We start from the raw sequence: 23,272 nt of genomic DNA, 5'->3' as shown, positions 1-23,272 counted from the left end.
CCACGCCTGGAGATCTTCATGGCCTATCGCGAGTTCGTCAGTCTCGTCCACAAATCGACCAAGCGCGACTATCTCGCGCGCGTCACCCAGCGCGACAAGGCCGATGTCGCGGAAATGGCGATCAAGTTCGACTACGACTATTGGGACGGCAGCCGCGAGACCGGTTATGGCGGCTACAAATATGACGGCCGCTGGCGCAAGGTCGCCGACGCGATGATCGAGACCTACGGCATCAAGCCGGGCATGCGCGTGCTCGACGTCGGCTCCGGCAAGGGTTTCATTCTCCACGATTTCCGCGAGGCGATTCCGGACCTCGAGGTGGCCGGCATCGACATCTCCTCCTACGGCGTCGAGCACACGATGGAGAGCGTGAAGCCGTTCTGCCAGGTCGGCTCGGCGGCAAAGCTGCCCTACCCGGACAAGTATTTCGACCTCGTCATCTCGATCAACACGCTGCACAACCTCTACAACTACGATCTCGACGCCGCCTTGCGCGAGATGGAGCGCGTCAGCCGCGGGGCGAAATATCTCTGCGTCGAGGGCTATCGCAACGAGCGCGAGAAGGTGAACCTGATGTACTGGCAGCTCACCTGCCGCATCTTCCACACCCCCGAGGAATGGGCCTTCGAGTTCAAGCGCTCCGGCTACACCGGCGACCACGAATTCATCTTCTTCGAATGAGTTTGAGACGAGCACGGCGACTGTGACGTCATGACGATGGGATGTTTCGTCGGCTGCCTCGGGCCGCCCTCCCATCGGTCTCCCGCCGGATGATGGGGAGCGATGTCGCATGAGGTCGCGGGCGGCCTCGCCGCTCGCTGCTGGTCATTCGGGGTCAGGTTTGAGTACCAATCCAGGTTCATCACGGGACAACCGATCGCGATGAGTAACGCCCGCTCCGATCAGAACCACGAGACGTGTTGCCGGGTTTGCGGTCACCCGATCGGGTCGTCGCCGCTGTCGCTCGGCCATTTGCCGGTCTGCAACGATTTCAGCGACGATGGCGTGGTCGACCGCAGGGTCGATCTCGACATCGTCGAATGCGAGTTCTGCCAACTGGTGCAGTTGCGCAGCACGGCTTCCGCCGATCTGCTGATGCCGCGCGTGGCGTGGATTCGCTATCGCGAACCGGAAGACCATCTCGACGCGCTGGCGGCCAGCCTGCTCTCGCTACGCCCCGAAGCCCAACGGGCGATCGGGACCGGTCCTTTCGAACTGCCGCTGCTGTCCCGGCTCGGCGCGCGCGGGCTGGAGACCAGCACTCTGCCGATCGGCGTCGATGCCCCCGCCGGCCGCTATCCGTACCTCGAAAGCTGGCAGACCATCCTCAACGACGAACGGCTGTCGGCTGCCTCGGCACAGCACGGCACCTTCGACATCGTCTCGTGCCGCTACATCGTCGAGCACAGTCCGACGCCCGTGGCGGCCTTACGGGCTCTCAAGCATCTGCTCAGCCCCGAGGGCCTGCTGCTGGTCGAGGTGCCCGATAGCAGCAAGTTTCTGGCTGCGCGCGACTATTGTTTTCTTTGGGAAGAGCACAGCTGCTATTTCGTCGAGGAGACCTTGCGCCTGTTGGCGCAGGCGAGCGGATACCGGGTGCTGACGCTGCTGCGTTATCCCGGCGCGCTCGAAGACGCGCTGGTCGCGGTGCTGACGCCGTCGCCGGATGCGCCTCCCCTCCCGATGCGGGGCGCGTCGGAGCTGTTCCGGAGCTATCGTCAGGGATTTCTGGACCAGCGGGGACAATTGCAGTCGCTGCTGCGGACAGCCGCCGGCCCCAACAAGGATGGTCTGGCCCTGTTCGGCATCGGGCATCACGCCATCATGTTTGCAAACGCCTTCGGGGTCGCCGACATGATCGCGCTGGCGGTCGACGACGATCCCGACAAGGCGGGCTTCTTTCCGCCTGGGTTCAGCGTCCCCGTGGTGGGTTCAGAGCGCCTGCTCGCGGATCAACGGATCGGCACATGCCTATTTGCGGTCGCGCCCCACATCGAAGGACGGGTGCGCGACAAGCTTGCGCCGCTCGCCGAGCGCGGAGTCGTTTTCCGTTCGGTCTACGCTTCGCTGAACAATGCCATCACTGGCGGTCTCGGGTGACGGCTTCAGGCCTTGCCTTGCAGGAGCTTGCGGCGCCGCAAGCTCCCGCCATCAGGCTGACATCTCCCATCTCCCGCTCCGGACCCGACGCACCAGGTCTGCCGCGTCACGGAGCGGCTTCGTGATGTGCCAGGACCGTGATCGCTTGAGCGCAATCAATTCGCGCTCCGCGGCCAGCAGTTCAGATAGTCTCTGTTTGGGTACGTTGCCGGCGGGCATCGCGCCGCCGCCGTTCTGATAGCGCTCCAACATCGTCGAATTCACCTGCGAATGCGCTGTCGCGATTTCGAGCGATGCCCGGAATGGCGCGTGCTTGGTCTTCCGCAGAATGACGTGAATGTTCAACTGCGGCACGCGGTTGTCCTGTCCCAAGGGGGCAGTGTTGCTCAACAGCGAATCTCCCCCCATGGATTCGATTCCGATGACGTCGATCCTGCTTTCGCCGGCCGGCGTCACTGCCATGTGCTCGACCATGTAGCCGTTCGCCTGAGCCATCTCGCGGAAGAACAGCGGTGTATAGCAATAATAGCCGTGATCGAGATATCCGCTCGCCGGCAATTGGTGATACGCGATGCCACCGACCTTCAACGCATCGTGCACGAACTCGAAGCAATTCCACTGGTTGAAGATGTGCTCGGTCGTCCCGAAATTGAAGACGACGTCGTAGTGATCGATCATGTCACCGGGCACTGTATCGAAATTGAGGTCCAGGATCCTCGTCTTCAGGCCAGGGCACACGTCGACGGAATTGTACTCGATGTTGGTCAGGTCCGTGATTTCGGAGAACAGCGTCGTTCGCTCTTCGGGACGCGGGGTCGAAAAATACACGAGGCGCTGGATCTCTTTGTCGAGCTGCGGGCCAGGCATGGTCGACCCGCCCTGGCGTTCGATGAACTCCCGGATCTGCTCCTCCTTCACGAGCAGCACGTTCTGAGGTCCGATATCGAGCACCTTGTTTAGCTGCGGCGTCAAAAATCCCTTGCGCTGCAAATAAATCGGGCCGTTCAAATTCATACCCACCGACAGAGTCTCCCTGCACTAGACCGACGCGGCACCCAAAAGCGCGGTGTCGCAGCCCCATTTGGATCGAGAAGATCATCAAGTCAGAAACGAGCCGTCGAGGCACAACGCGCAACAATCAATCAAGCCGAGGCTATCAATCGCGGTTGCACCCGGAAACCATCGCTACCACATCGTGCACGACGGCGTCCGAGGATAGCGGGTTGCATTTCGTTGACCAGCGGAATTTCCAGCTGCAGTAGCTCGATCAGGAGCGGTGCGCGGATAAGTCGCTATTGACCGAGCTGGACGGGGCTGCCGCGCTTTTGCGCCTCGAACATCGCGCCCCGGCCAATGATCTAGCCTGCGGAAAAGCCACCGTTTTGCATCCTGCCTGCGCCGCCCTATGCTAGACCCTCATCGTCCGATAGCCGAAGAGCGGATCCCTCCCCGCCTGGTGCCAGGTCCGGCCACGTCGAGAGGCACGTGGCTGGAGAACTGGCACGTGTGCGGTGTGAAGTGCGCTCCGTCTGCGCTAATCTGGACGCGAGCTCCATTCTGAAGGACACGGCGTCATGAGCCTCGTTCAAAAATCTCCCGAGGTGTTCCTGGCCGAGGGTCCCATCGCCTCGGTCGGCGTGGCCGAGATCAGCACCCTCAAGGCCGCCGTCAAGGCCAGCCCGAAAAAGCGGGCCCGGATCAATACGCATCCCGACGGCGAGGACCAGTTGCACGAGATGATCATCGCGATCGACGCGAGCAGCTACATCCGGCCGCACAAGCATCCCGGAAAAAGCGAAGCTTTCCACATCATCGAGGGCGAGGTCGACATCGTCGTGTTCAACGATGACGGCGGCATCGAACGGGTGGTGGAGCTGGGGCCGCCGGGCGGCACGCGTCCGTTCTACTACCGGATGTCGAACGCCTTCTTCCATACGCTGATCATTCGCAGTGATCTCCTGATCGTGCATGAGATCACCAATGGACCGTTCCGCCCCGGCGCCAGCGTGTTCGCCGATTTCGCGCCGGAGGACAGCGACGCCGCCAAGGCTGCTGCCTACCAGGCCGATCTCGTCAAGCGCGTCGCGGCGCTTCAGGACGCCGCAGCATGACCGAGCATGCTGTTGTCGTCGGCGGCACCCGCGGCCTCGGCCGCGTGGTGGTCGAGCGATTTCTGGCCCGCGGATGCGCGGTCAGCGTGGTGTCGCGGCAACGCCCGGCCGATTTTCCCGATCAACCCGGACTGAAACATTTTTCCGCCGATCTTGAGCGGAGCGACAGCTTTTCCAGCCTCTGGCGCGACGTCGCCGACGCCAATGGTCCGGTCCGCTACCTCGTGCTGAGCCAGCGCTTCCGCGGCCAGGGCGACCCCTGGGCCGGCGAGATCCAGGTCGGCCTGACCGCCTCGCGTGACCTGATCGAGGGCTTTTCCGGCCATTTCGCCGAAGCCGGCGACCGTGCCATCGGCGTGGTCAGCTCGGTCTACGCCGAATTCGTCGGCTCGTCGCAGCCGGTCGGCTATCACGTCGTCAAGGGCGGCCTCAACGCGATGGTCCGCCACTATGCCGCCACGCTCGGCCGGCGCGGCATCCGCGTCAACGCGATCATGCCGCTGACCTATCTGAAGCGCGAATCGCGCATCTTTTACGAGCAGAACGACAGGTTGATGGAGACCTACCGCAAGCTGGTCCCGCTCGGCCGTCTCGGTACGGCCGAGGAATGCGCCGACGCGCTCGATTTCCTGTGCAGCGAGCGTGCCTCGTTCATCAACGGGCAGAGCCTGTTCCTGGATGGCGGAGTGTCCACAGTCTGGCAAGAAGAGGTCGCCAAGAGCTTCGCGGGCCTGTAAAACGCGGCGCAAATCTCTCTTCGGCCGACCACCCCGCCTCTGCGGGCCCGCAACCCAGGATCGCCAGTACATGCAACACGTCAAGCACAAGACCGATTGCCGCCTGTGCGGCTCGACCTCGCTCGATCACGTGCTGCCGATCAGGGCCTCTGCGATCGGGGACGCCTTCGTCACGGCCGATCGGCTCAACGAAAAGCAGGACCTCTATCCGCTCGACTGCTATCTGTGCCTGTCCTGTGGCCATCTGCAGAATCTCGACGTCGTCGATCCCGACATCCTGTTCCGCGACTACACCTACCGCACCTCGGTGTCGCTCGGCCTCGTCGAGCATTTCAAGCGCTACGCCCAATCCGTCGTGTCGACGCTCGCGATCCCTGCGGGCAGCCTGGTCGCGGAGATGGGCAGCAATGACGGCTCGCTGCTCAAGGCGTTCAAGAACGAGGGCATGCGCGTGCAGGGCATCGATCCGGCGCGCGACATCGCGGCGACCGCGACTGGCGAAGGCATTCCGACGATCCCGGATTTCTTCACCAGCGCGCTGGCGGCCCGGATCAAGGCCGAACAGGGCGAAGCCAAGCTGTTCTGCGCCAACAACGTCTTCGCCCACATCGACAACATGTCGGATGTGGTGAAGGGCATCCGGCTGCTGCTGGCCGACGACGGCGCCTTCGTGTTCGAAGTCTCCTACATCGTCGACATGATCGACAACATGGTGTTCGACACCATCTATCACGAGCATGTCTCGCATCATGCGCTGATCCCGCTCGAGACCTTCCTGAATCGCCATGACATGACGCTGTTCCATGTCGAGCGGACCGGGACCAAGGGCGGCTCGATCCGGGCCTTCGCGCAGCCGAAATCGACCGGCAAGCGCCCGCGCTCGGCGGAGCTGTCGCAGCTGATCGCCGAGGAGGAGCGGCGCGGTGTGACCAAGCCGCAGATCTACCGCGACTGGTTCGTGGCGATCGAAAACTGCAAGCGTAAGGTGCTGGCCGCCGTCGATACCGCGATCGCCGAGGGCAAGCTGGTCGCCGCCTATGGCGCCTCGACCACCACGACCACCCTGCTCTACCATTTCGAGCTGGAGAACCGGATCAAGTTCATCGTCGACGACAACCAGCTCAAGCACGGCCGCTTCAGCCCGGGCGCCCACATTCCGGTGCTGCCCTCCAGCGAACTCGCGACGCGCAAGCCGGACCTGGTGGTGATTCTCGCCTGGATCTATGCCGATCCGATCCTCAAACGGAACCAGGCGTATCTCGAGGCCGGCGGCCGCTTCCTGGTGCCGCTCCCCGAGCCTCGCATCGTCGCTGCGGCCGGCACGGCGACACTCTGAGCCCACGGGGCGGATCTCCACGCCCCCCTGATGGCCCCGGGGCTGCCCGGTTGACAGCCCCCGCGTAACATGGTCCAGCAAGCGCTGACGATCCGTCGCTGCCGCGCCGGATCCCGAACGGTTTCGGCTGACAGGCCAGACACTTACGGCACATGCGAGGTAGCGGGAATGACCACCCTGACCGATGGACAGGTCGAGCGGTTCGTGGTTGCGGATAAGCGTCGCTTCTCCTGGGCGCGCTGCCGCGAGGACATCGCCCCGTTCATCACCCGTCACGTCACCTGGCGCGCCCTGGCCGCCGGCGATATCCGCTCAAAATACCGCCGCACCATGCTCGGACCATGGTGGATCACCGCCACCAATGCGATCACGGCCCTGATCATGGGAACGGTCGCCGGCCGGTTCCTCGGCGCGGACATGAAGACCTACCTGCCCCACTTCATGGTCAGCATGACGATCTGGAATTTCATCTCCTCGTCGCTCAGCGAGTCCTGCTACACGATGATCAATGCGGGAGGCATGATCAAAGCGGTCGACATGCCGATCCTGATCCACATCATGCGGATGGTTCAGCGCAATCTGATCATCTTCCTGCACAACATCGCCGTGATCCCGTTCATCTGGCTCGTCTATCCCTGGTCGATCGGTTTTGGCAGCGTGTTGGCGCTGGTCGGCCTCATGATCGTCTATGTCTTCGTCGTCAGCGCCTCGATCATCGTCTCGATGATCTGCGTGCGCTATCGCGACGTGCCCCCCGTCATGGCCGCCGTGCTGCAGCTCCTGTTCTTCATCTCGCCGATCATCTGGGAGCCGTCGCATATCCGTGGCGGCGAGTGGGCCGTCACGCTCAACCCGATCGCCTATCTTCTCTCCATCACGCGCGGCCCGCTCATGGGCAACGTTCCCAACCTCGCCACCTGGGCCGGCGCCATCGGCGTTGTCGCCGTGCTGACCGCCGCCATGGTCTATATCTACACGCGCTACCGCTCGCGCGTCGTCTACTGGGCCTGATGAAGGCCATTCGAGATCCCTCATGCCTCTGATTGAAGCCAAGCAAATCGGCATCGAATTCCCGGTCGCGCCGCCGAACGCGCGGTCGTTTCGGCATCTGGCCATCAAGGCGGCCTCGCGCGTCGGCGGCCAGGTCTCCCGCGGCCAAGGCTCGTTCCAATTCGTCCAGGCGCTCGACGACATCAGCTTCACCTTGAAGCAGGGCGACCGGCTCGGCCTCGTCGGACACAATGGCGCCGGCAAGACCACGCTGATCCGCGTGCTCGCCGGAATTTACGAGCCGACACGCGGCTCGCTGCGCGTCGTCGGACGCAATGTGCCGATGTTCGACATCGGCCTCGGCATGGATGAGGAAGCCTCGGGCTACGAGAACATCCGCACCCGCGGCCTCATCCTGGGCCTCTCCCCCGAGGAGATCGAGCAGCGCGTGCCGGAGATCGCCGAATTCGCCGAGCTCGGCGACTATCTCGAGCTGCCGATCCGGACCTATTCGTCGGGCATGCTGCTGCGCCTGGTGTTCTCGATCGCAGCCTCGATCCATGGCGACATCATCCTGATGGACGAGTGGATCGCGGTCGGCGACGCTCATTTCCGCAAGAAGACGCACGACCGGCTGCAAGAGATCACAGGGCGCTCGGGAATCGTGGTGCTGGCCTCGCACGATCTGGGCCTGCTGCGGGAGACCTGCAACCTCGGGCTCTATCTCGAGGGCGGGCGCGTGCGGGCGTTCGGCGCTCTCGATGACGTCGTGAAAGAGCTGCCTCCGGCTTGAGCGGGCGAACTCGAGACATGCGGCGGGATGTTCGCTGAGCCATGACCCCCACGACCAGCCGAGCCGCCGCGCCGACCGTCACCCTGGTCGTCCCCAACTTCAATCACGCGCACTACCTGCCGGAGTCACTCGGCAGCATCGCCGCGCAGACCCGCGCGCCCGACCGCGTCATCGTCATCGATGATTGTTCGACAGACGACAGCATCGCGGTGATCTCGCGCTTCGTGGCGGACCGGCCGAACTGGCGGCTCATCCGTCACGAGGCCAACCAGGGCGTGGTGCGCGGCCAGAACGAGGCGCTGGCGCTGGCGGAGACGGAGTGGGTCGGATTTCTCGGGGCCGATGACGCGCTGCATCCGACCTATCTCGAAAAGGCCATGAGCCAAGCCGCGGATCATCCCGAAGCCGGTCTGATCTTCGCGTGTTGCGAGATCATCGGGCCGACCGGGCCGTCCGCGAAGCGCATGCTGCGGCCGATGATGCTGCCGGCGTCCGCATCAACGATGCTGGCGCCCGCCGCCGTCCGCCGCATCCTGGGCTTCGGCGACAACTATTTCTCCGGGACCACCTCGCTGTACCGCAAGCAGGCCTTGCAGGCGCTCGGCGGTTTCGACGTCACGCTGGGCTCGTTCTCGGATGCGTTCCTCGCCCGCCGGCTGGCGCTCACCTATGGCTGTTCGTTCATCGCCGACGTCCTCGGCTATTGGCGCATCCACGGCCAGAACTACTCGACCGCGACAGCAACCGACCCGGCATTGCTCAACGCCAAGCTGGCCGAGATTTCCACGCTCATCCAGCAGAGCAGCCTGTTTCCTCCCGGCTATGACCAGGCATTCGCACGGCGGAACCGCTTCGGCGCGGCGCGGACGGTACTGGGCAACGCGATGGCGCCCGCGGCAAAGGCCGCACGCGTCGCCGCCCTGCTCGACGGAAACGTGCTCGACACCCGGCTGCTGCATGTGATGCTCAGCCTCGGGGCAGCCGGACGACTGGCTGCTCTCGCCTGGATCACCCTGAGGACCCGCCCGATGTCGCTCATGCGTCTGCTCGCCCAGCGCGGGGTTCGACGGCAGATCATCTCCGCGACCCCGGCGTACCGCGCGCCATGACGACGCGCGCCCCCTTCGGCTCTCTGCGCCATCGCCTCGGCAAGCGGATGGCCGGCAGCCGGCCGCCCGCGCCGGTCACGACGTCGGTCGCGCCGGCAGCGACCGGGAGCCTGCCGGTGCCGGGCAAATGGTCACCACGGGTCTGGCTGACTGGGACGGCCTTTCGCCTGTATGCGTTCCTGAGCGCGCGGCGCCGGCAATTGCTGCCGCTGACCACCCGCGCCGCCAATGTCCTCGATAACCACGTCATCCTGGCGCCCGCAGGCGCACGGCTGCTGCGGTCGATGGACCGCCGGCTGGCCGAAGGCTCACGGATGGACGATCTGCTCGCCCGCGTCGTCTCGACCACGCTGGCTGCCGCGGCGCAGGTGCACCTGGCCGCGAGCCGCAAGCCGAGCGCGCTGCGTGCGGTTCGCTTGCTGAACCTGATGTTCCGCAGCCAGATCCGTGCGCGAGCAGGCGTCGGCGCCCAGGCCTATTTCACCACCCTGGCCCTGTGCAGCGCTTATGATCGTATCGTGCGGGAGGTGCCGCAGCCCGAGACGATCGACAGCTTTGCGATCAACTTCGCGGCCGGCGTCGCTCACATGTACCGCGGCAATCTCACGCTCGCCGCTCACTTCCTTGAAGCCGCCGCATCCTCCGGGGACGGCAACGCGCTGCGTAAGCTCGGCGCTGTCCATGCTCTGGCCGGCGATCACGCCCAGGCGGCCGCCTGCTTCAAGGCCTCGGTCGAACGCGATCCGCGCTCGGTGATGGCGCATCAAAATTATGCCGGGGGCTACGACCCGTCGACCTACACGCCCGGCTCCTGGGAGCTGGAGAATGCCGGCGAACTCCTGATCTACGACAATCTGATTCAGCTCGGCGAGAACTTCTATCATCAGGGTCGTTACGACGACACGTTCCGCAGCTATCAGGCGGCGCTCGATCATCAGGACGCCCTGGCGCGCAGATGGTCTGTTCCCGACAAGCTGGTCCAGCGGATCGCCGCCGCGAGCAGGATCTTCGATCCAACACTCCCGGTCCGGCTGCTCGGCTACGAATGGGTGACGTTGATCGGCCATATCGGCTTCATCGACTGCCATCTGCGCATGGCCGCGATGGGCATCCTGCCCCGCGCCAACTACGTGCTGCTTGCCCCGCACAACAAGGTGGTCAACCAGCCCTTTCTCAGGCTGTTCGAGCAGCATGTCACGATCATCGAAGACCCGGGTCTCGTCGATGAGCTCCTGCCCTATCAGCGGCTGGTCGGGGATCAGTTCATTGCCGTCCGCGGCAAGGATGGCCTGGCCGAGCCCTGGGCGCACGCAGCCTCGCGGGCCCAGGTCGCCTGGGCTGAACAGCAGCGCGGGCCGCTGGTGACGGTTTCAGCAGAGCTGATGGAAAAGGGAGCCGGCAAGCTGCGCGCCGCCGGCGTCACCGCCGACTGGTTCGTCGCAATCCACATCCGCGAAGGCGGCTATCACGGCGACGGTCCCGGCACGACCCGCCAGCATCGCTCCGCCAATGTTGGCGACTATCTCGAAGCGATCACCGCCATCACGGCGCGCGGCGGCGCCGTCGTCCGGCTCGGCGACCGCAGCATGACGCCGCTGCGCGGCATGGCAGGCGTGTTCGACTATGCCCATAGCGACATCAAGTCGGCGGAGATGGACCTGTATCTCTGCGCCGCCGCACGCCTGTTCGTCGGCACCACGTCGGGCCTGACCACGGCCGTGCAGGCGCTTGGAACACCCATGCTGCTGGTGAACTGCATCTCCAATGACTGCCAGTTCTGGCACGAGCGCACCGACTTCACCGTCCGTCCGGTCTACGACCGGCGCAACCGGCGCTACCTGTCGCTGCGTGAAACCTATCGCCAGCCATTGCAGGCGCTGCTGATCGACACCGCCGTGCTGGCGCGCCACGGCCTGGAGGTTCACGCCAACACGGCGCAGGACGTGCTGGAAGCGGTTCGCTACAAGCTCGACTGCCTGGACGGCATTGGCCAGTCCATGCGCGAGGGCGGCCCCTTCCTCGATCGCTATCGGGCCACTCTTCGCGACAACCCGTACAATTTCGGTGCGGCATTGCCCGTGCCTGCTTTTCTCGATCGGGTTCCTGAACTCTTGGACTGAGCGCGCAAGGGAAGCCGCGTTCGATCAACGCCCACCTGTATCCCAGTAATTTCCCGATGTTCGGCACATTAACCTTCGGGCAAGACGATCGGCCTGATAGGTAAAGCCTGCAGGAGCGCGAATCGCCGCCAGCGGATGGACGTTGGCGATCAGTGCTCCGCCGATACGAATTGCAGGGACTGAGGCAATGTCAGCGTCGCTACAGGGCTCCCCGAACACAACCCAGGCAGGCGACGAACGGACCCCTCCGTCTACGCCCATCGAGCTTCCGGAAGAGGCCGTCGAATCCTTGCTTGCTCAGGGTGATTTCGCCGGCGTCGGCGCCATCACCTCGGTAACGGCAGGCGGGCTGACGATCAATCTGCTGTTCGACACCGCGGCGATGAATGCGCCCGCGAGCTTCCGGGCGGGCATTCAACAGGCCGCGGCAATCCTGACCTCCGCGATCTCGGATCACATCACGGTCAATCTCAAGATCGATTACAGCGGCACCGGAGGCGGCGCGGCTGCCGGGCCGGACAACGGTCAGTGGATGAGCTATTCCAGCGTCCGCTCCAACCTGATCACTAATGCGAGCCCCGGTGACACCACTTTCAATGCCCTGCCCACCGGATCCAGCATTCAGGGACAGTCCTACGTCGCGGTCTGGAATTCGCAGCTGAAACTGTGGGGCGGGCTGAGCGCCAACGACGCGACCACCGATGACGGCAGCGCAACGTTCGCGACCGACATCAATCCCAATTTGCTGGTCGGCGTCGCATTGCACGAACTGACGCACGCCTTCGGCCGCGTCCCCTACGGGCCGCAGCCCGACGTGTTCGATCTGTTCCGTTTCTCCAGTCCCGGCGTCCGCCTGATGACCGGCGGCGCGACGGCGTCGACGGCCTATTTCTCGGTCGATGGCGGCTATACCAAGCTCGGCGACTATGGCCAGTCGTCGGATCCCAGCGACTTCCTGAATAGCGGCGTACAGGGCGCAAACGATCCGTTCAATGAGTTCTATACCTACAATACGCTCCAGACGCTCACGTCCATCGACCTCAAGCAGATGGTCGCCCTGGGGTTTCATCTCATCGGGTCGTCAGGCACCGTCATTCGGACGAATGGCGATACGAGCCTGACACAGGTAGGAAGCTCATACTATCTGAACAGTGTTTCGGGCGGTGTCGGGCCTGTCCTGAAGTACGCCGGCGCGGCCGTCCTCGCCGGCCAGTTCGGCAGCATCGCCCCCATCGGAGCGGTCAAGACAGCCGCCGGCTATGACGTCGCCTGGCAGATTCCCAGTACGAACCAGTTCACGTTCTGGACCACGGACAACAACGGAAACTATACGTCGAACCTGTCCGGGATCGTGTCCGGCAACAGCATCACATCCGAGGCCCTCGAAACCACGTTCGGCCAGGATTTCAACAACGACGGCACGATCGGCGTCACGGCGGCGCTCGTGCACGCCAACGGCGGGACCAGTCTGCTGCAGATCGCAGACGGCTTCTACATGTACGTGAATGGATCCGGGCCGCAGCTCAAGTACGCCGGCAGTCCGTTCACTGTCGGGCAGTTCGGAACGATCGCGCCGATCGCGGCGGTTCAGGTCGGCAACGGCTTCGACGTGGCCTGGAAGGATTCCGCGACGAACAGGTTCACGTTCTGGACGACCGACAAGGATGGCAACTATACGGGCAACCTCACCGGCTTGGTGTCCGCCGGCAGCTTTGCGACCGAGTCGATGGAGACGACCTTCGGCCAGGACTTCAACGGTGACGGCACGATCGGCGTCACCGCGGCCCTGGTGCGCACGAACGGCTCGACCAATCTGCTTCACATCGCCGACACCTACTACATCTACGTGAATGGCAGCGGCCCGCAGCTTAAATACGCAGGATCACCGGTCACGGACGGCATTTTCGGAACGATCACGCCGATCGGCGCGATTCAAACGGCCACCGGCTTCGATGTGGCCTGGAAGATTCCCGGCACAAGCCAGTTCACATTCTGGGCGATCGACTCCAACGGCAACTACAGCTCGAACCTGAGCGGCCTCGTCGATGGAACGTCTGCGTCGGTGAAGTCGTTCGAGCTGATTTTCCAACAGGATTTGAACGGCGACAGCATCATTGGCCCCCCGAGCTCGACGAGTTTGGCTGCCTCCCCCTCTGCGATCCAGACAGCGGCTTCGGGTCCTTCGGCAGGCCACGCTCTCGAGATTTCGGGCACGTTCAGCGGAGAGCTGATTGGCTACGGAAGCACTGCCGACCAGATCAAGATCAGCAGCCTCGCCTTCGCCTCGCTCCGTTCGGTCTATGACGATCAGAGCGGCCAGCTATCGCTGAACGACGGAACGAGCAGCGCAGTCCTGCACTTCGCAGGCCCCGAGCTCCACGATGGCTTCCACTTCGCCGCGGACAGCAACGGCGGTGTGCTCATTTCCGGCGTCAACGCTCCCCCCGCGGCCACCGGTCAGCCGGTCTCCCTTCAGGGACATGACGCCTTCGTCTTCGCCGAGCATTTCGGCAACGTGAGTGTATCCGGCTTCACTCCCGGGACCGACAAGATCGTGTTCAACCAGGGCATCTTCGCTGACCAGGCGGCGCTGCAGGCTGCAATCCATGACGATGCTGCGGGCAATGCCGTCATCACCGATGCGGCGCAGGACACGATCACGATCCAGCATGTGTCGACGGCCGAGCTTCTGTCGCACCTGTCGACCTTCCATTTGGTTTGAAATCCGGCCGTCCCGGTGCGCAGCCGGCGGCCAGCGTTGTCGGGTGGCGCTCTCGCGATCTTTGCGGGGCGGCGCGGCCGGCTTTCCGGCCGCCGCCGGCGGATAACGGCTCGCGCGCGGCGCGGTCTTGGCCTATACGGCGCTGCGACCGCCCGAGACCGTGAAAGTGATGTCCCCGCCCCGCCCTGCTTCGCCGCGCCGCCTGCTTTATGTGGCCAATGAGGATTTCGCCTTCCTGATGCATCGCCTGCCGATGGCACGCGCGGCGCGCGAGGCCGGCTACGAGGTGCATGTCGCGACCAATGTGAATGCGGGCGCGGCCGCGATTGCCGCCGAACGCTTCGTGCTGCATCCGATCCCGTTCCAGCGCGGCGGCCTGTCGCCGTCGTCGGCCTGGCCAACGATCCGCGCCATCCGGGCCGTGCAGGCCGCCATCCGGCCTGACGTCGTACACCATTCGGGGCTGCAGGCGAGCGTGCTCGGCTCACTCGCCGCGCTCGGGCACGCGACCCCGGTGGTCAACGCCCTGACCGGGCTTGGCTACGTCTTTACCTCGTCGAGCTTCCGCTCGCGCCTGCTCAAGCAGGGCCTGCTATGGCTGCTGCCGCGCCTGATGAACCGGGCGTCGAGCTGCGTGCTCGTGCAGAACCCGGACGATCGCGAGGCGCTGCAGGCGATGGGCGTCCGCGCCGACAAGATCACGCTGATCCCGGGCTCCGGCGTCGACACCGAGCGCTTCCAGCCGCTGCCCGAACCGGACGGCCCGATCACCTATGGCTTCGCCGGGCGGCTGCTCACCGACAAGGGCGTCCGCGCCTTGGTCAAGGCGCACCGCATCCTGCGCCAGCAGGGCCGCGACGATCAGCTGCTGATCGCAGGCTCCCCCGATCCGGCCAATCCGGCCTCCGTGTCCGCCGAAGAGATCGAGGCCTGGCGCAAGGAGCCCGGCATCACCCTGCTCGGCCAGATCAAGGACATCACCGAGCTCTGGCGGCGCTGCCATATCGCGGTGCTGCCGTCGCATCGCGAGGGTCTTCCGGTGAGCCTCTTGGAGGCTGCGGCCTGCGGCCGGCCCCTGGTCTCGACCGATGCGCCGGGGTGCCGCGAGATCGCCATTCACAACCAGACGGGATTGTCGGTGCCGGTGGAGGATGCCAGCGCACTCGCCGAAGCGATGGCTAAGCTGGCGACCTCTGCCGAACTACGCACCCACTATGGCGCGGCGGCCCGGAAGCTGGTCGAGGACAAGCTCTCGGCCCGGATCATCGGCCGCTCGGTGGTCGCGCTGTATGATCGCCTCACCTCCGCGACGGGCGCGCCGCGATGATCGCAAATCCAGCGACCATCCTGGCCCTTGTCGCCCTGCTTGCGGCCGTGATGTGCGCCGTGCTCATCGTGCTGCTGCGTCCCCTGCTGCAGCGCTATGCGTTGGCGCGGCCGAACGCGCGCTCCTCGCACAAGATCCCGACGCCTCAGGGCGCCGGGATCGCGGTGATCGGCGCGACGCTCGTGGTCGGCGGCGCGTTCGCCTCCGTGATGGGCTTTGCGCCACTGCTGATGCTGTTCATCGCGGTGCCGATGCTGGCGCTGGTCGGCCTGGTCGATGATGTCAGACCGATCCCCGTGCTGCCGCGCTTCGTCCTGCAGGGGCTGGCCGTTGCGCTCGTGATCTTCACCGCGCCCGACGACCTCAGGCTGTTTCCGATCCCGCTTGCGGTCGAGCGCACGCTGCTGCTGATCGCGGGGCTCTGGTTCGTCAACCTCGTCAATTTCATGGACGGGCTCGACCTGATGACCGTGTCGGAAGCGGTGCCGATCACGGCGACACTGGTCCTGTTCGGCGTGTCCGGATCACTGCCGTGGCCCGCCACCGCCATCGCAGCCGCGCTCGGAGGCGCCCTGCTCGGCTTCGCGCCGTTCAACCGCCCTGTCGCCAAGGTCTTTCTCGGCGATGTGGGCAGCCTGCCGATCGGCCTCCTGCTCGGCTGGGGCCTGCTGCATCTGGCGTGGCAAGGATATGTGGCGGCGGCGCTGCTGCTGCCGCTGTACTATCTGGTCGATGCGACCTTCACCCTGCTGCGGCGGATGGCGCGGCGCGAGCCGTTCTGGGCGGCGCACCGCACGCACTTCTATCAGCAGGCGACCGACAACGGCTTCACCGTTGCGCGTGTGGTCAGCGAGGTCTTCGTGCTCAATCTCTGGCTCGCCGCGCTGGCCGGCGCCTCGGTCGCCTTGCAGTCGATGGCGGCGGATGGGCTCCTGCTGCTCGCGGGCCTTGCCGCCGTCGCCTTCGTGCTCCGCCGCTTCTCGCGGCCGCGATCAGGCGGCGCTTGAGCCGAACTCCGGCACGGCATCCTTCAGCACCGACTTGATCGTCACCGGGTCGTTGCGCGTGATCGCCTGGTCGAGCGCCGCGATCCAGGCCTTCAAGGTCGGCATCGGCGGCTCGTTCGGCGTGGCCGCCATGATGCCGGCCACACCGATCTCGACCGGGGGCTCTTCGCTGGCGAACAGGATCTCGTTGAGGCGCTCGCCCGGACGGATGCCGGTGAACTTGATCTCGATGTCGTAGCCCGGCTGCAGCCCTGAGAGGCGGATCATGCGCTCGGCCAGCTCGACGATGCGGACCGGCTGGCCCATGTTCAGCACATAGACCGACACATCCGGGCGCTGCGGCGCCAAGGCGTGCGAGGCTGCAGTGATGACGAGATCGCAGGCCTCGCGGATGGTCATGAAGTAGCGCACCATGTCCGGATGGGTCACGGTGACCGGGCCGCCCGCCTCGATCTGCGCCTTGAACTTCGGCACGACGGAGCCGTTGGACGCCAGCACGTTGCCGAACCGCACCGAGATCAGCCGCATCGGCGGCCGGCCGGCGGGACGCTCGGCGAGCTGGCGATCGAGCGCCTGGCAATACATTTCGGCGAAGCGCTTGGTGAGGCCGAGCATCGACACCGGCTCGATCGCCTTGTCGGTCGAGATCATCACCATGGCCTCGGCGCCGGCGGCCATCGCGGCGTCGGCGACGTTGATCGAGCCAAAGATGTTGGTCTTGACGCCCTCGCTCCAGTCGCGCTCCAGAATGGGCACGTGCTTCAAGGCGGCCGCGTGAAACACCAGATCCGGCTTGAACTCGCCGACCAGCGCGAACACGCGGTCGCGATCGCGGATGTCGGCGATGCGGCCCTCGACGGCGACATTCGCCTCGGGGTCCGCCGCGAGCGCCTCGGTGATCGCATAGAGCGCCGGCTCGGAGTTCTCGAGAATGAGCAGCCGCGCGGCGCCGAAAGCCACGACGCGCTGGCAGATTTCGGCACCGATCGAGCCACCACCGCCGGTGACGACGACGGCCTTGCCCTTCACCAGCGCTTCGAGCCGGCCGTAATCGATCTTGTGGCTCGGCCGCAGCAGGAGATCTTCGACCGCGACCGGCGCCAGCCGTGGCGCATCCCCGCTCTCCAGCGACGGCAGCCGGCTGACGATCAGGCGCAAGCGGCGCGCGCGCATCAGGAACGTCTCCGGATGGCAGTCGGGCTCGAACGCAGTCGGCATCATCAGCGCGCGCGCGATCGGCCGCTCGCGCCGGGCGAAATCGGCGGCGACGTCTTCGACGTCATCGATCCCGCCGAGCACGGGAACGCCACGGATCAATTGGCCGCGATCGGCCGCGGACGGCGAGAGAATGCCGATCGGCCAGATGCGCTTGACGGCGCCACTTTCGATGCCGCGCAGCACCACCTCGGCATCGGCGGCGCGGCCGATCAGCAGTGCCGGCGCGGCATCGTCCGACCTGGCGTGCCGGCGCACCCGCGTGTAGCGGAAGTAGCGGTAGGCGAAACGCAGCGCGCTCAGCCCGAGGATCTCGAGGAACCAGTACAGGATGATCGTGAGCTTGCCGAAGAAGAACGTGCCGCGCACGTTCGGCGCCACGATGATGTAGTCGAGCACCAGCAGCGCCAGCGTCAGCACGGTCGCCACGCGGACGATGTTGAGCGCATCCGGCAGCGAGATGAACCGCCACTTCGTGGTCAGCAGATTGGAGAAGTAGAAGACGATGAAGCTGAAGGCGATGAAGTAAGGCAGGAGCTGCAGCAGCAGCGGCACCCGCTCCCAGAAGGAGCTGGCGCCTTCGAAGCGGATGTAGAACGCCGCGAACAGCGCGACGACGCTGACCAGGATGTCATGCGCCGCGATCAGCAGGTTCCGGTAGGTCAACTGGGCCAGACGCGTCATGACGTGACAGGCCCCTGTGTCGTCTCGGCCTGCGCCCGCGATCTCAGTACCATGCCGCCGGCCACGCCGACGCCGATCACATACATCCACCCCTCGTGGAAATCGAAGATGTGCGAGTTGAACAGCGAGGTGAAGATGTTTTGCACCACCACGAGCAGGCCGATCCACGGTACGAGCCCCTCGCCACGGAACAGCAGCAGATGCACGGCCCACATCGCATAGAGGATGATCACGCCGAGCGCGCCCCATTGCACCGCGACGTTGAGCGTCTGGTTGTGCGGGTTGCCGATCACCTGGCCCGAGGCAAGCTCCTTGGTTCCGCTCGCGGCGAGCTCGAACAGATGGCGCGTCGAGCCGGAGCCATGGCCGATCAGCGGCGCCTCGGCGAAGAAGCGCAGCGATTTGCGCCAGTATTCCAGGCGCTCCCCGATCGAGGTCGTGGCGCGATCGTTCCGATAGTCGTCATACTGGCTGGTGAACGTCGCGACCTTCGCCTGCAATTGCGGCGAGACCGCCCATGCCGCGAAGCCGAGCCCGAGAGCAGAGACCGCGATCAGGAGGTTGGCGCGCCATTGCAGATGCATCAGGCCGAACACCGCGACCAGGATCGGGATCGTCACCAGCGCCGTGCGCGAGACGACGACGAAGGCCATGTTCGCGAGGAAGGCGATCATCAGCGCCGTCAGCAGAGAGGCCTGCCAATAGCGGCGCGAGCGCAACAGCTGCGCGATCGGATAGGCCAGCGCCACGGCGCAGAGCGAGAACTCCTGGCCCTGGTCGATGTAGTTCTTCACGAAGATGCCGCGGTCGGCATTCGCCTTCAGCGCCAGCGCCGGATTGAACGCGACCGCCGTCGACGCCACGACCATCAGCGCGCAGGAGCCGAGAAAGGCCGCGAACACCCACAGACCGCGCTCGGAGCGCTGGAAGTGATAGAACAACGCCGGCAGCACCAGCAGCTTGGCCGCCGGTCCGACCGCATACAGCCGCGCCCCCCAGGCAACGTCGGACCACAGCGTTCCGAGCAGCGCCAGCAGAAACAGCCCGATCGGCGCCAGCGCGATCGGCCGCTTCAGCACCTGCAGCAGGCGGTCGATGTCGAGAAACGGCACCATCGTGATCAGCATGACCACGCCAAGGATCGACACCAGCGACGTCGACCACGGCAGCGAGACCGCGAGCAGGATCGCAACGACGTCGGACGTGGTCCGCCATGCCGCGGGATCGCGCCAGCGGCGCACCAGCAAGGTCGGGCCGGGATGGCCTGCCAGCGCGCTCATCGCTTGTCGCTCCGCGCGCGATCCACCAGCGCCGTCGTGCTGTGTCCCTTGAGGATGTCGATCAGCAGGACCTCGCCGCCATGGGCCTCGACGACCTCATGTCCCACCACCTGCTCACGCGTATAGTCGCCGCCCTTGACCAGCACGCTCGGCCGGACCAGTTCGATCAGGCGCAGCGGCGTATCTTCCCCGAAGATCGCGACGGCATCGACCGCCTCCAAGGCCGCCAGCACTTCGGCGCGCGCGCGCTCGTCCTGCACCGGCCGGCTTTCGCCCTTCAACCGCTTGACCGAGGCGTCGCTGTTCAGCCCGACCACGAGGCGGTCGCAGGCGGCGCGCGCTGCCGTCAGCACCTTCACATGGCCGGGATGCAGGATGTCGAAACAGCCATTGGTGAAGCCGACGCGCAATCCGTCGCGGCGCCACGCCTCGACGCGCGCGACCAGATCATCATCGCCGGTGATGATCTTCTCCTCGGCCGCGAGATAGGCATGCGGCAGGATCTTGCGCCGGAGCTCGGCCGCGGTGACGCTGGCGGTGCCCTGCTTGCTGACGGCGACGGCCGCCGCCGCGCTGGCCATGCGCAACGCGTCCGCCCAGCCGGCGCCGGCCGCCAGGGTCGCCGCCAGGACGGCGACCACCGTGTCGCCCGCGCCGGAGACGTCGCGCACCTTCACCGGATAGGCCGGCACATGAACCGGATCGCCCTGCCGCGGCACCAGCGTCATGCCGCGCTCGCTCTGCGTCACCAGGATCGCCTCGCAGTCGGCGAGGTAGATCGCATCTTGCGCGGCCACGGCGATCTCCTGCTCGGTCTCGGCGCGGCTGCGCGTGGCTTCCGAAAACTCCTTGCGGTTCGGCGTCAACACGCTGGCGCCGCGATAGATCGCGAGATTGGCGCTCTTCGGATCGACGATCACCCGTTTGCCTGCCTTGCGTGCGGCATCGATCACGTTTCGCAGCACGCGCGCCGTCAGCACGCCTTTGGCGTAGTCCGACAGCAGCACGATGTCGGCGCGTGCGAGCAAGGGCACGATGGCCGCGATCAGCGTCTGCTCAATCTCGCCGCTCGCGGGGGCGGCACGCTCCCAATCGGCCCGCAGCATGTGAGTGGAGAAATGCTCGGAGACGAAGCGCACCTTGCGGGTCGTCGGCCGCGCGGGATCGCGCACCAGCACGCTCTCGATGCCGGCCTCCTTGGCGAGTTCGGCCTCGAGCTGATCACCGGCCGCGTCCTGCCCGATGAGGCCGACGAACACGCAGCGCGCGCCGAGGGCGGCGATGTTGCGCGCGACATTTCCGGCGCCGCCGATGTTGGTCTCGCTGCGCCGGACGGCGATGACGGGCGCAGGCGCCTCCGGCGAAATCCGTGACACCTCGCCATAGACGAACTCGTCCAGCATCAGGTCGCCGACGCACAGCACCGTCTGGCGGGCGATCGCTTGCGAGAGATCGTCGAAGTCGAACATCAGCGGCAGTCTCGATACGTCTGGATGGGGGTCAGCGTGATCATGCTCTAGCGGAATCGATCGGCCGAATCGAGATAGCCGCGGACATAGTCGGCGACGGCGTCCTCGAGCGAGGTGAAGCCGCCATTATAGCCGGCGGCCTGCAGCCGGCGGACGTCGCTCTTCGTGTAATATTGGTAGCTGTCGCGAATCGCCTCGGGCATGTCGACGTACTCGATCCGCGGCGTGGCTCCGAGCGCAGCATAGGCCGCCAGCATCATCTCCTTGAAGCTGCGCGCCTCGCCCGTGCCGACGTTGAACAGCCCGGACACGGACGGCGAGGCCAACAGCCACATCATCACGCGCACGATGTCGTCGACGTAGATAAAGTCGCGGCGCTGGTCGCCGTCCGCAATGCCCTCGCGATGCGACTTGAACAGCTGGATGGTGCGGCCGGCCTTGATGTCGTCGAAGCGGCGGGCGAGCACGCCGACCATCGGTCCTTTGTGGTACTCGTTGGGCCCGAACACGTTGAAGAACTTCAAGCCTACATATTGCGGCGGCAGCTTGTCGCCGCGCTCGACGCGCGCCGCAACCGCCATGTCGAACAGATGCTTGCTCCAGCCATAGAGGTTCATCGGCCGCAGCGTCTTGAGCGCAGCGAGCGAGGGATCATCGACGAAGCCTTGCGCGCCGTCGCCATAAGTAGCGGCCGAGGAGGCATAGATGAACGGCGTGGCGCTCCCCGTGCACCAGTCGAGCAGGCGCAGCGAGGTGCGGAAGTTGGTCTCGATGACGAGATCGCCATCGACCGCGGTGGTCTCGGAGATGGCGCCGAGATGCAGGACGGCGTCCAGGCGGCGGCCGTTGAGCCACTCGCCGAGTTCCGCCGGCGGCACGACGTCAGCGAGCTGCCGCTTGGCCAGATTGCGCCACTTGCCCTCGCTGCCGAGCGTGTCGCAGACCACGACGTCGGTCCGGCCGGCATCGTTGAGTGCCGCCACCAGATTCGATCCGATAAACCCGGCGCCGCCAGTCACCAGCAACATTTCGCAACCCGTCCTGATCCCGAAAACCCGGCCCTCGCGTAGCGCATGCGGGGCCAAAGTGTAAGCGGTTTGGTAACGGCAGGTCTCGGCCACTTTACCTGCGGCGGCCGAGCGGCTACCAGCGCCGCGCACAGGCAAGCGGATAAAGAATGAACGTGAATTCGGCCAAGGTCGAGGTGGACGCTGACGACACCAGCCCGATCCTGATCATCCCCTACATGTGGATCGGCGATTTCGTCCGTGGCCACACCGTGGTGCGGGTGCTCAAGGAGCGCTGGCCGAATCGCCCCGTCGACCTGCTGGTGACCTCGCTCTGCGCTCCGCTGGTCGATTACATGCCCGGCGTGCGTTCCGGTATCGTCTGGGACCTGCCGCGCAGCCGGCTGGCTTTGGCCAAGCAGTGGCACCTCGCCAGCCTGTTGCGCGAGCGTCACTATCGCACCGCTTTGGTGATGCCGCGGACCTGGAAGTCGGCGCTCGCGCCCGCGCTGGCCGCGATTCCCGAGCGGGTCGGCTTCGTCGGCGAATTGAGGTTCGGGCTGCTGAACCGCTGGCGGTGGGGCGAGAAGAAGCTGCCGCGCTTCATCGACAAGAATGCCGCGCTGGCCCGTCCGGACGGCGCGCCGCTGCCTCAGGAATGGCCCGTGCCGCAACTGAGGGTGCCGTCGGAGGATTTCGCACGCTGGCGCGAGGCCAATGGCCTCGGCAATCGCCCTGCGGTCGCGCTGGCGCCGGGCTCGGTCGGCTCCGGTAAGCGTTGGCCGTTTTACGGTGAGGCAGCGCGGCTGCTGATCGCCGCCGGCCTCGACGTTTGGGTGGTCGGCGGTCCCGGTGAGAAGGCGCTCGCCGCGGAGATCGTGTCTCAGGGAGGGCCTGACGTCCGCGACCTCACGGGAACCGATCTGCGCAACGGCATCCTGGCGATGGCGGCGGCCGGTGTCGCCATTTCCAATGATTCGGGCCTGATGCACATCGCGGCGGCGCTGGGCACGCCGACCATGGGCATCTTCGGCCCCACCAGCCCGTACCACTGGGCCCCCCTGAATGGTCTCGCCGCGACGGTGCAGACCAAGACCCAGGTGCCCTGCCAGCCCTGCCATCGTCCGGTCTGCCGCATGAACGACCACCGCTGCATGCGCGACATCCCGGCCACCGACGTGGCGACGCTTGCGCAGCAGATCCTGGCCAAGGCCGCGATCCCGGTGGGACCCTAGCTTGCGCGGCAACGCCGCGCCCCCTACACC

General features: G+C 65.6%; 18 protein-coding genes. 13 read left to right on the top strand and 5 right to left on the bottom strand.

Annotated elements, in window-relative coordinates; translation table 11 throughout:
- Window positions 1-18 precede the first annotated feature (18 nt).
- Together ACQR0Z_RS09890 and ACQR0Z_RS09885 are read left to right on the top strand one after the other, a co-directional pair.
- Window positions 19-681: a class I SAM-dependent methyltransferase gene (locus ACQR0Z_RS09890; RefSeq protein WP_012045559.1), complete on the top strand. Its 663-nt coding sequence runs from the start codon at window positions 19-21 to the stop codon at window positions 679-681.
- Between the two features lie 102 nt (window positions 682-783).
- Window positions 784-2,100, top strand: a complete 1,317-nt coding sequence (locus ACQR0Z_RS09885; RefSeq protein ID WP_434918469.1) for a methyltransferase domain-containing protein — start codon at window positions 784-786, stop codon at window positions 2,098-2,100.
- 51 nt (window positions 2,101-2,151) lie between these two features.
- Here ACQR0Z_RS09885 and ACQR0Z_RS09880 read toward each other — a convergent pair whose 3' ends face one another.
- Window positions 2,152-3,120 (bottom strand): hypothetical protein, encoded by a 969-nt coding sequence (locus tag ACQR0Z_RS09880; RefSeq protein ID WP_434859491.1) that lies wholly within the window; start codon window positions 3,118-3,120, stop codon window positions 2,152-2,154.
- Between the two features lie 554 nt (window positions 3,121-3,674).
- Here ACQR0Z_RS09880 and ACQR0Z_RS09875 point away from each other — a divergent pair.
- The 10 genes from ACQR0Z_RS09875 to ACQR0Z_RS09830 all read left to right on the top strand — a co-directional run bounded on the left by ACQR0Z_RS09875 (window position 3,675) and on the right by ACQR0Z_RS09830 (window position 16,352).
- On the top strand, window positions 3,675-4,211 hold the full coding sequence (locus ACQR0Z_RS09875; RefSeq protein ID WP_434918468.1) for a WbuC family cupin fold metalloprotein: 537 nt from the start codon (window positions 3,675-3,677) through the stop codon (window positions 4,209-4,211).
- Complete coding sequence (locus ACQR0Z_RS09870) at window positions 4,208-4,948, top strand: SDR family NAD(P)-dependent oxidoreductase (protein ID WP_434918467.1); 741 nt, start codon at window positions 4,208-4,210, stop codon at window positions 4,946-4,948. The genes ACQR0Z_RS09875 and ACQR0Z_RS09870 overlap by 4 nt, the downstream gene beginning before the upstream one ends.
- A gap of 70 nt (window positions 4,949-5,018) precedes the next feature.
- Window positions 5,019-6,284 carry a methyltransferase domain-containing protein gene (locus ACQR0Z_RS09865; RefSeq protein WP_434918466.1) on the top strand — a complete coding sequence of 422 codons (1,266 nt, stop codon included), beginning with the start codon at window positions 5,019-5,021 and terminating at the stop codon, window positions 6,282-6,284.
- 168 nt (window positions 6,285-6,452) lie between these two features.
- On the top strand, window positions 6,453-7,295 hold the full coding sequence (locus ACQR0Z_RS09860) for an ABC transporter permease (protein ID WP_434918465.1): 843 nt from the start codon (window positions 6,453-6,455) through the stop codon (window positions 7,293-7,295).
- Window positions 7,296-7,317: 22 nt separating this feature from the next.
- Window positions 7,318-8,067, top strand: coding sequence for an ABC transporter ATP-binding protein (locus ACQR0Z_RS09855; protein ID WP_434918464.1), 750 nt, complete (start codon window positions 7,318-7,320; stop codon window positions 8,065-8,067).
- A gap of 41 nt (window positions 8,068-8,108) precedes the next feature.
- Window positions 8,109-9,176, top strand: coding sequence for a glycosyltransferase family 2 protein (locus ACQR0Z_RS09850; RefSeq protein ID WP_434918463.1), 1,068 nt, complete (start codon window positions 8,109-8,111; stop codon window positions 9,174-9,176).
- The gene (locus ACQR0Z_RS09845) at window positions 9,173-11,296 is read left to right on the top strand and encodes a TIGR04372 family glycosyltransferase (RefSeq protein WP_434918462.1); all 2,124 of its coding nucleotides are present in this window, start codon (window positions 9,173-9,175) and stop codon (window positions 11,294-11,296) included. The genes ACQR0Z_RS09850 and ACQR0Z_RS09845 overlap by 4 nt, the downstream gene beginning before the upstream one ends.
- Before the next feature lie 187 nt (window positions 11,297-11,483).
- Window positions 11,484-14,018 carry an NF038122 family metalloprotease gene (locus ACQR0Z_RS09840; RefSeq protein ID WP_434879135.1) on the top strand — a complete coding sequence of 845 codons (2,535 nt, stop codon included), beginning with the start codon at window positions 11,484-11,486 and terminating at the stop codon, window positions 14,016-14,018.
- Between the two features lie 169 nt (window positions 14,019-14,187).
- Entirely contained in the window at window positions 14,188-15,345 is a 1,158-nt protein-coding gene (locus tag ACQR0Z_RS09835) for a glycosyltransferase family 4 protein (RefSeq protein WP_434879060.1), read from the top strand.
- Window positions 15,342-16,352: a glycosyl transferase gene (locus tag ACQR0Z_RS09830; protein WP_434879059.1), complete on the top strand. Its 1,011-nt coding sequence runs from the start codon at window positions 15,342-15,344 to the stop codon at window positions 16,350-16,352. Before ACQR0Z_RS09835 ends, ACQR0Z_RS09830 begins: the two co-directional genes overlap by 4 nt.
- Here ACQR0Z_RS09830 and ACQR0Z_RS09825 read toward each other — a convergent pair.
- From ACQR0Z_RS09825 to rfaD, 4 genes are read right to left on the bottom strand one after another with little or no spacing between them, the layout of a single operon-like run.
- A complete protein-coding gene (locus tag ACQR0Z_RS09825) occupies window positions 16,338-18,251 on the bottom strand; it encodes an SDR family NAD(P)-dependent oxidoreductase (RefSeq protein ID WP_434879058.1) in 1,914 nt (637 codons plus the stop codon). The two genes, ACQR0Z_RS09830 and ACQR0Z_RS09825, sit on opposite strands and share 15 nt — an antisense overlap.
- A complete protein-coding gene (locus tag ACQR0Z_RS09820; RefSeq protein ID WP_434879057.1) occupies window positions 18,248-19,531 on the bottom strand; it encodes an O-antigen ligase family protein in 1,284 nt (427 codons plus the stop codon). Before ACQR0Z_RS09820 ends, ACQR0Z_RS09825 begins: the two co-directional genes overlap by 4 nt.
- Window positions 19,528-21,000, bottom strand: coding sequence for a D-glycero-beta-D-manno-heptose-7-phosphate kinase (gene rfaE1, locus ACQR0Z_RS09815; protein ID WP_434918461.1), 1,473 nt, complete (start codon window positions 20,998-21,000; stop codon window positions 19,528-19,530). Before rfaE1 ends, ACQR0Z_RS09820 begins: the two co-directional genes overlap by 4 nt.
- A 47-nt stretch (window positions 21,001-21,047) precedes the next feature.
- Window positions 21,048-22,028: an ADP-glyceromanno-heptose 6-epimerase gene (gene rfaD / locus ACQR0Z_RS09810; protein WP_434918460.1), complete on the bottom strand. Its 981-nt coding sequence runs from the start codon at window positions 22,026-22,028 to the stop codon at window positions 21,048-21,050.
- A 149-nt stretch (window positions 22,029-22,177) separates the two neighbouring features.
- Here rfaD and waaF point away from each other — a divergent pair, with 149 nt between their 5' ends.
- A complete protein-coding gene (gene waaF / locus ACQR0Z_RS09805) occupies window positions 22,178-23,242 on the top strand; it encodes a lipopolysaccharide heptosyltransferase II (protein WP_434918459.1) in 1,065 nt (354 codons plus the stop codon).
- Window positions 23,243-23,272: the final 30 nt, after the last annotated feature.

The organism is Bradyrhizobium sp. HKCCYLS3077, assembly GCF_051167555.1.
Classification (GTDB): domain Bacteria; phylum Pseudomonadota; class Alphaproteobacteria; order Rhizobiales; family Xanthobacteraceae; genus Bradyrhizobium.
Note: the sequence above shows the minus strand (reverse complement) of the source record. Positions and strands in the feature narration are given on the sequence as shown.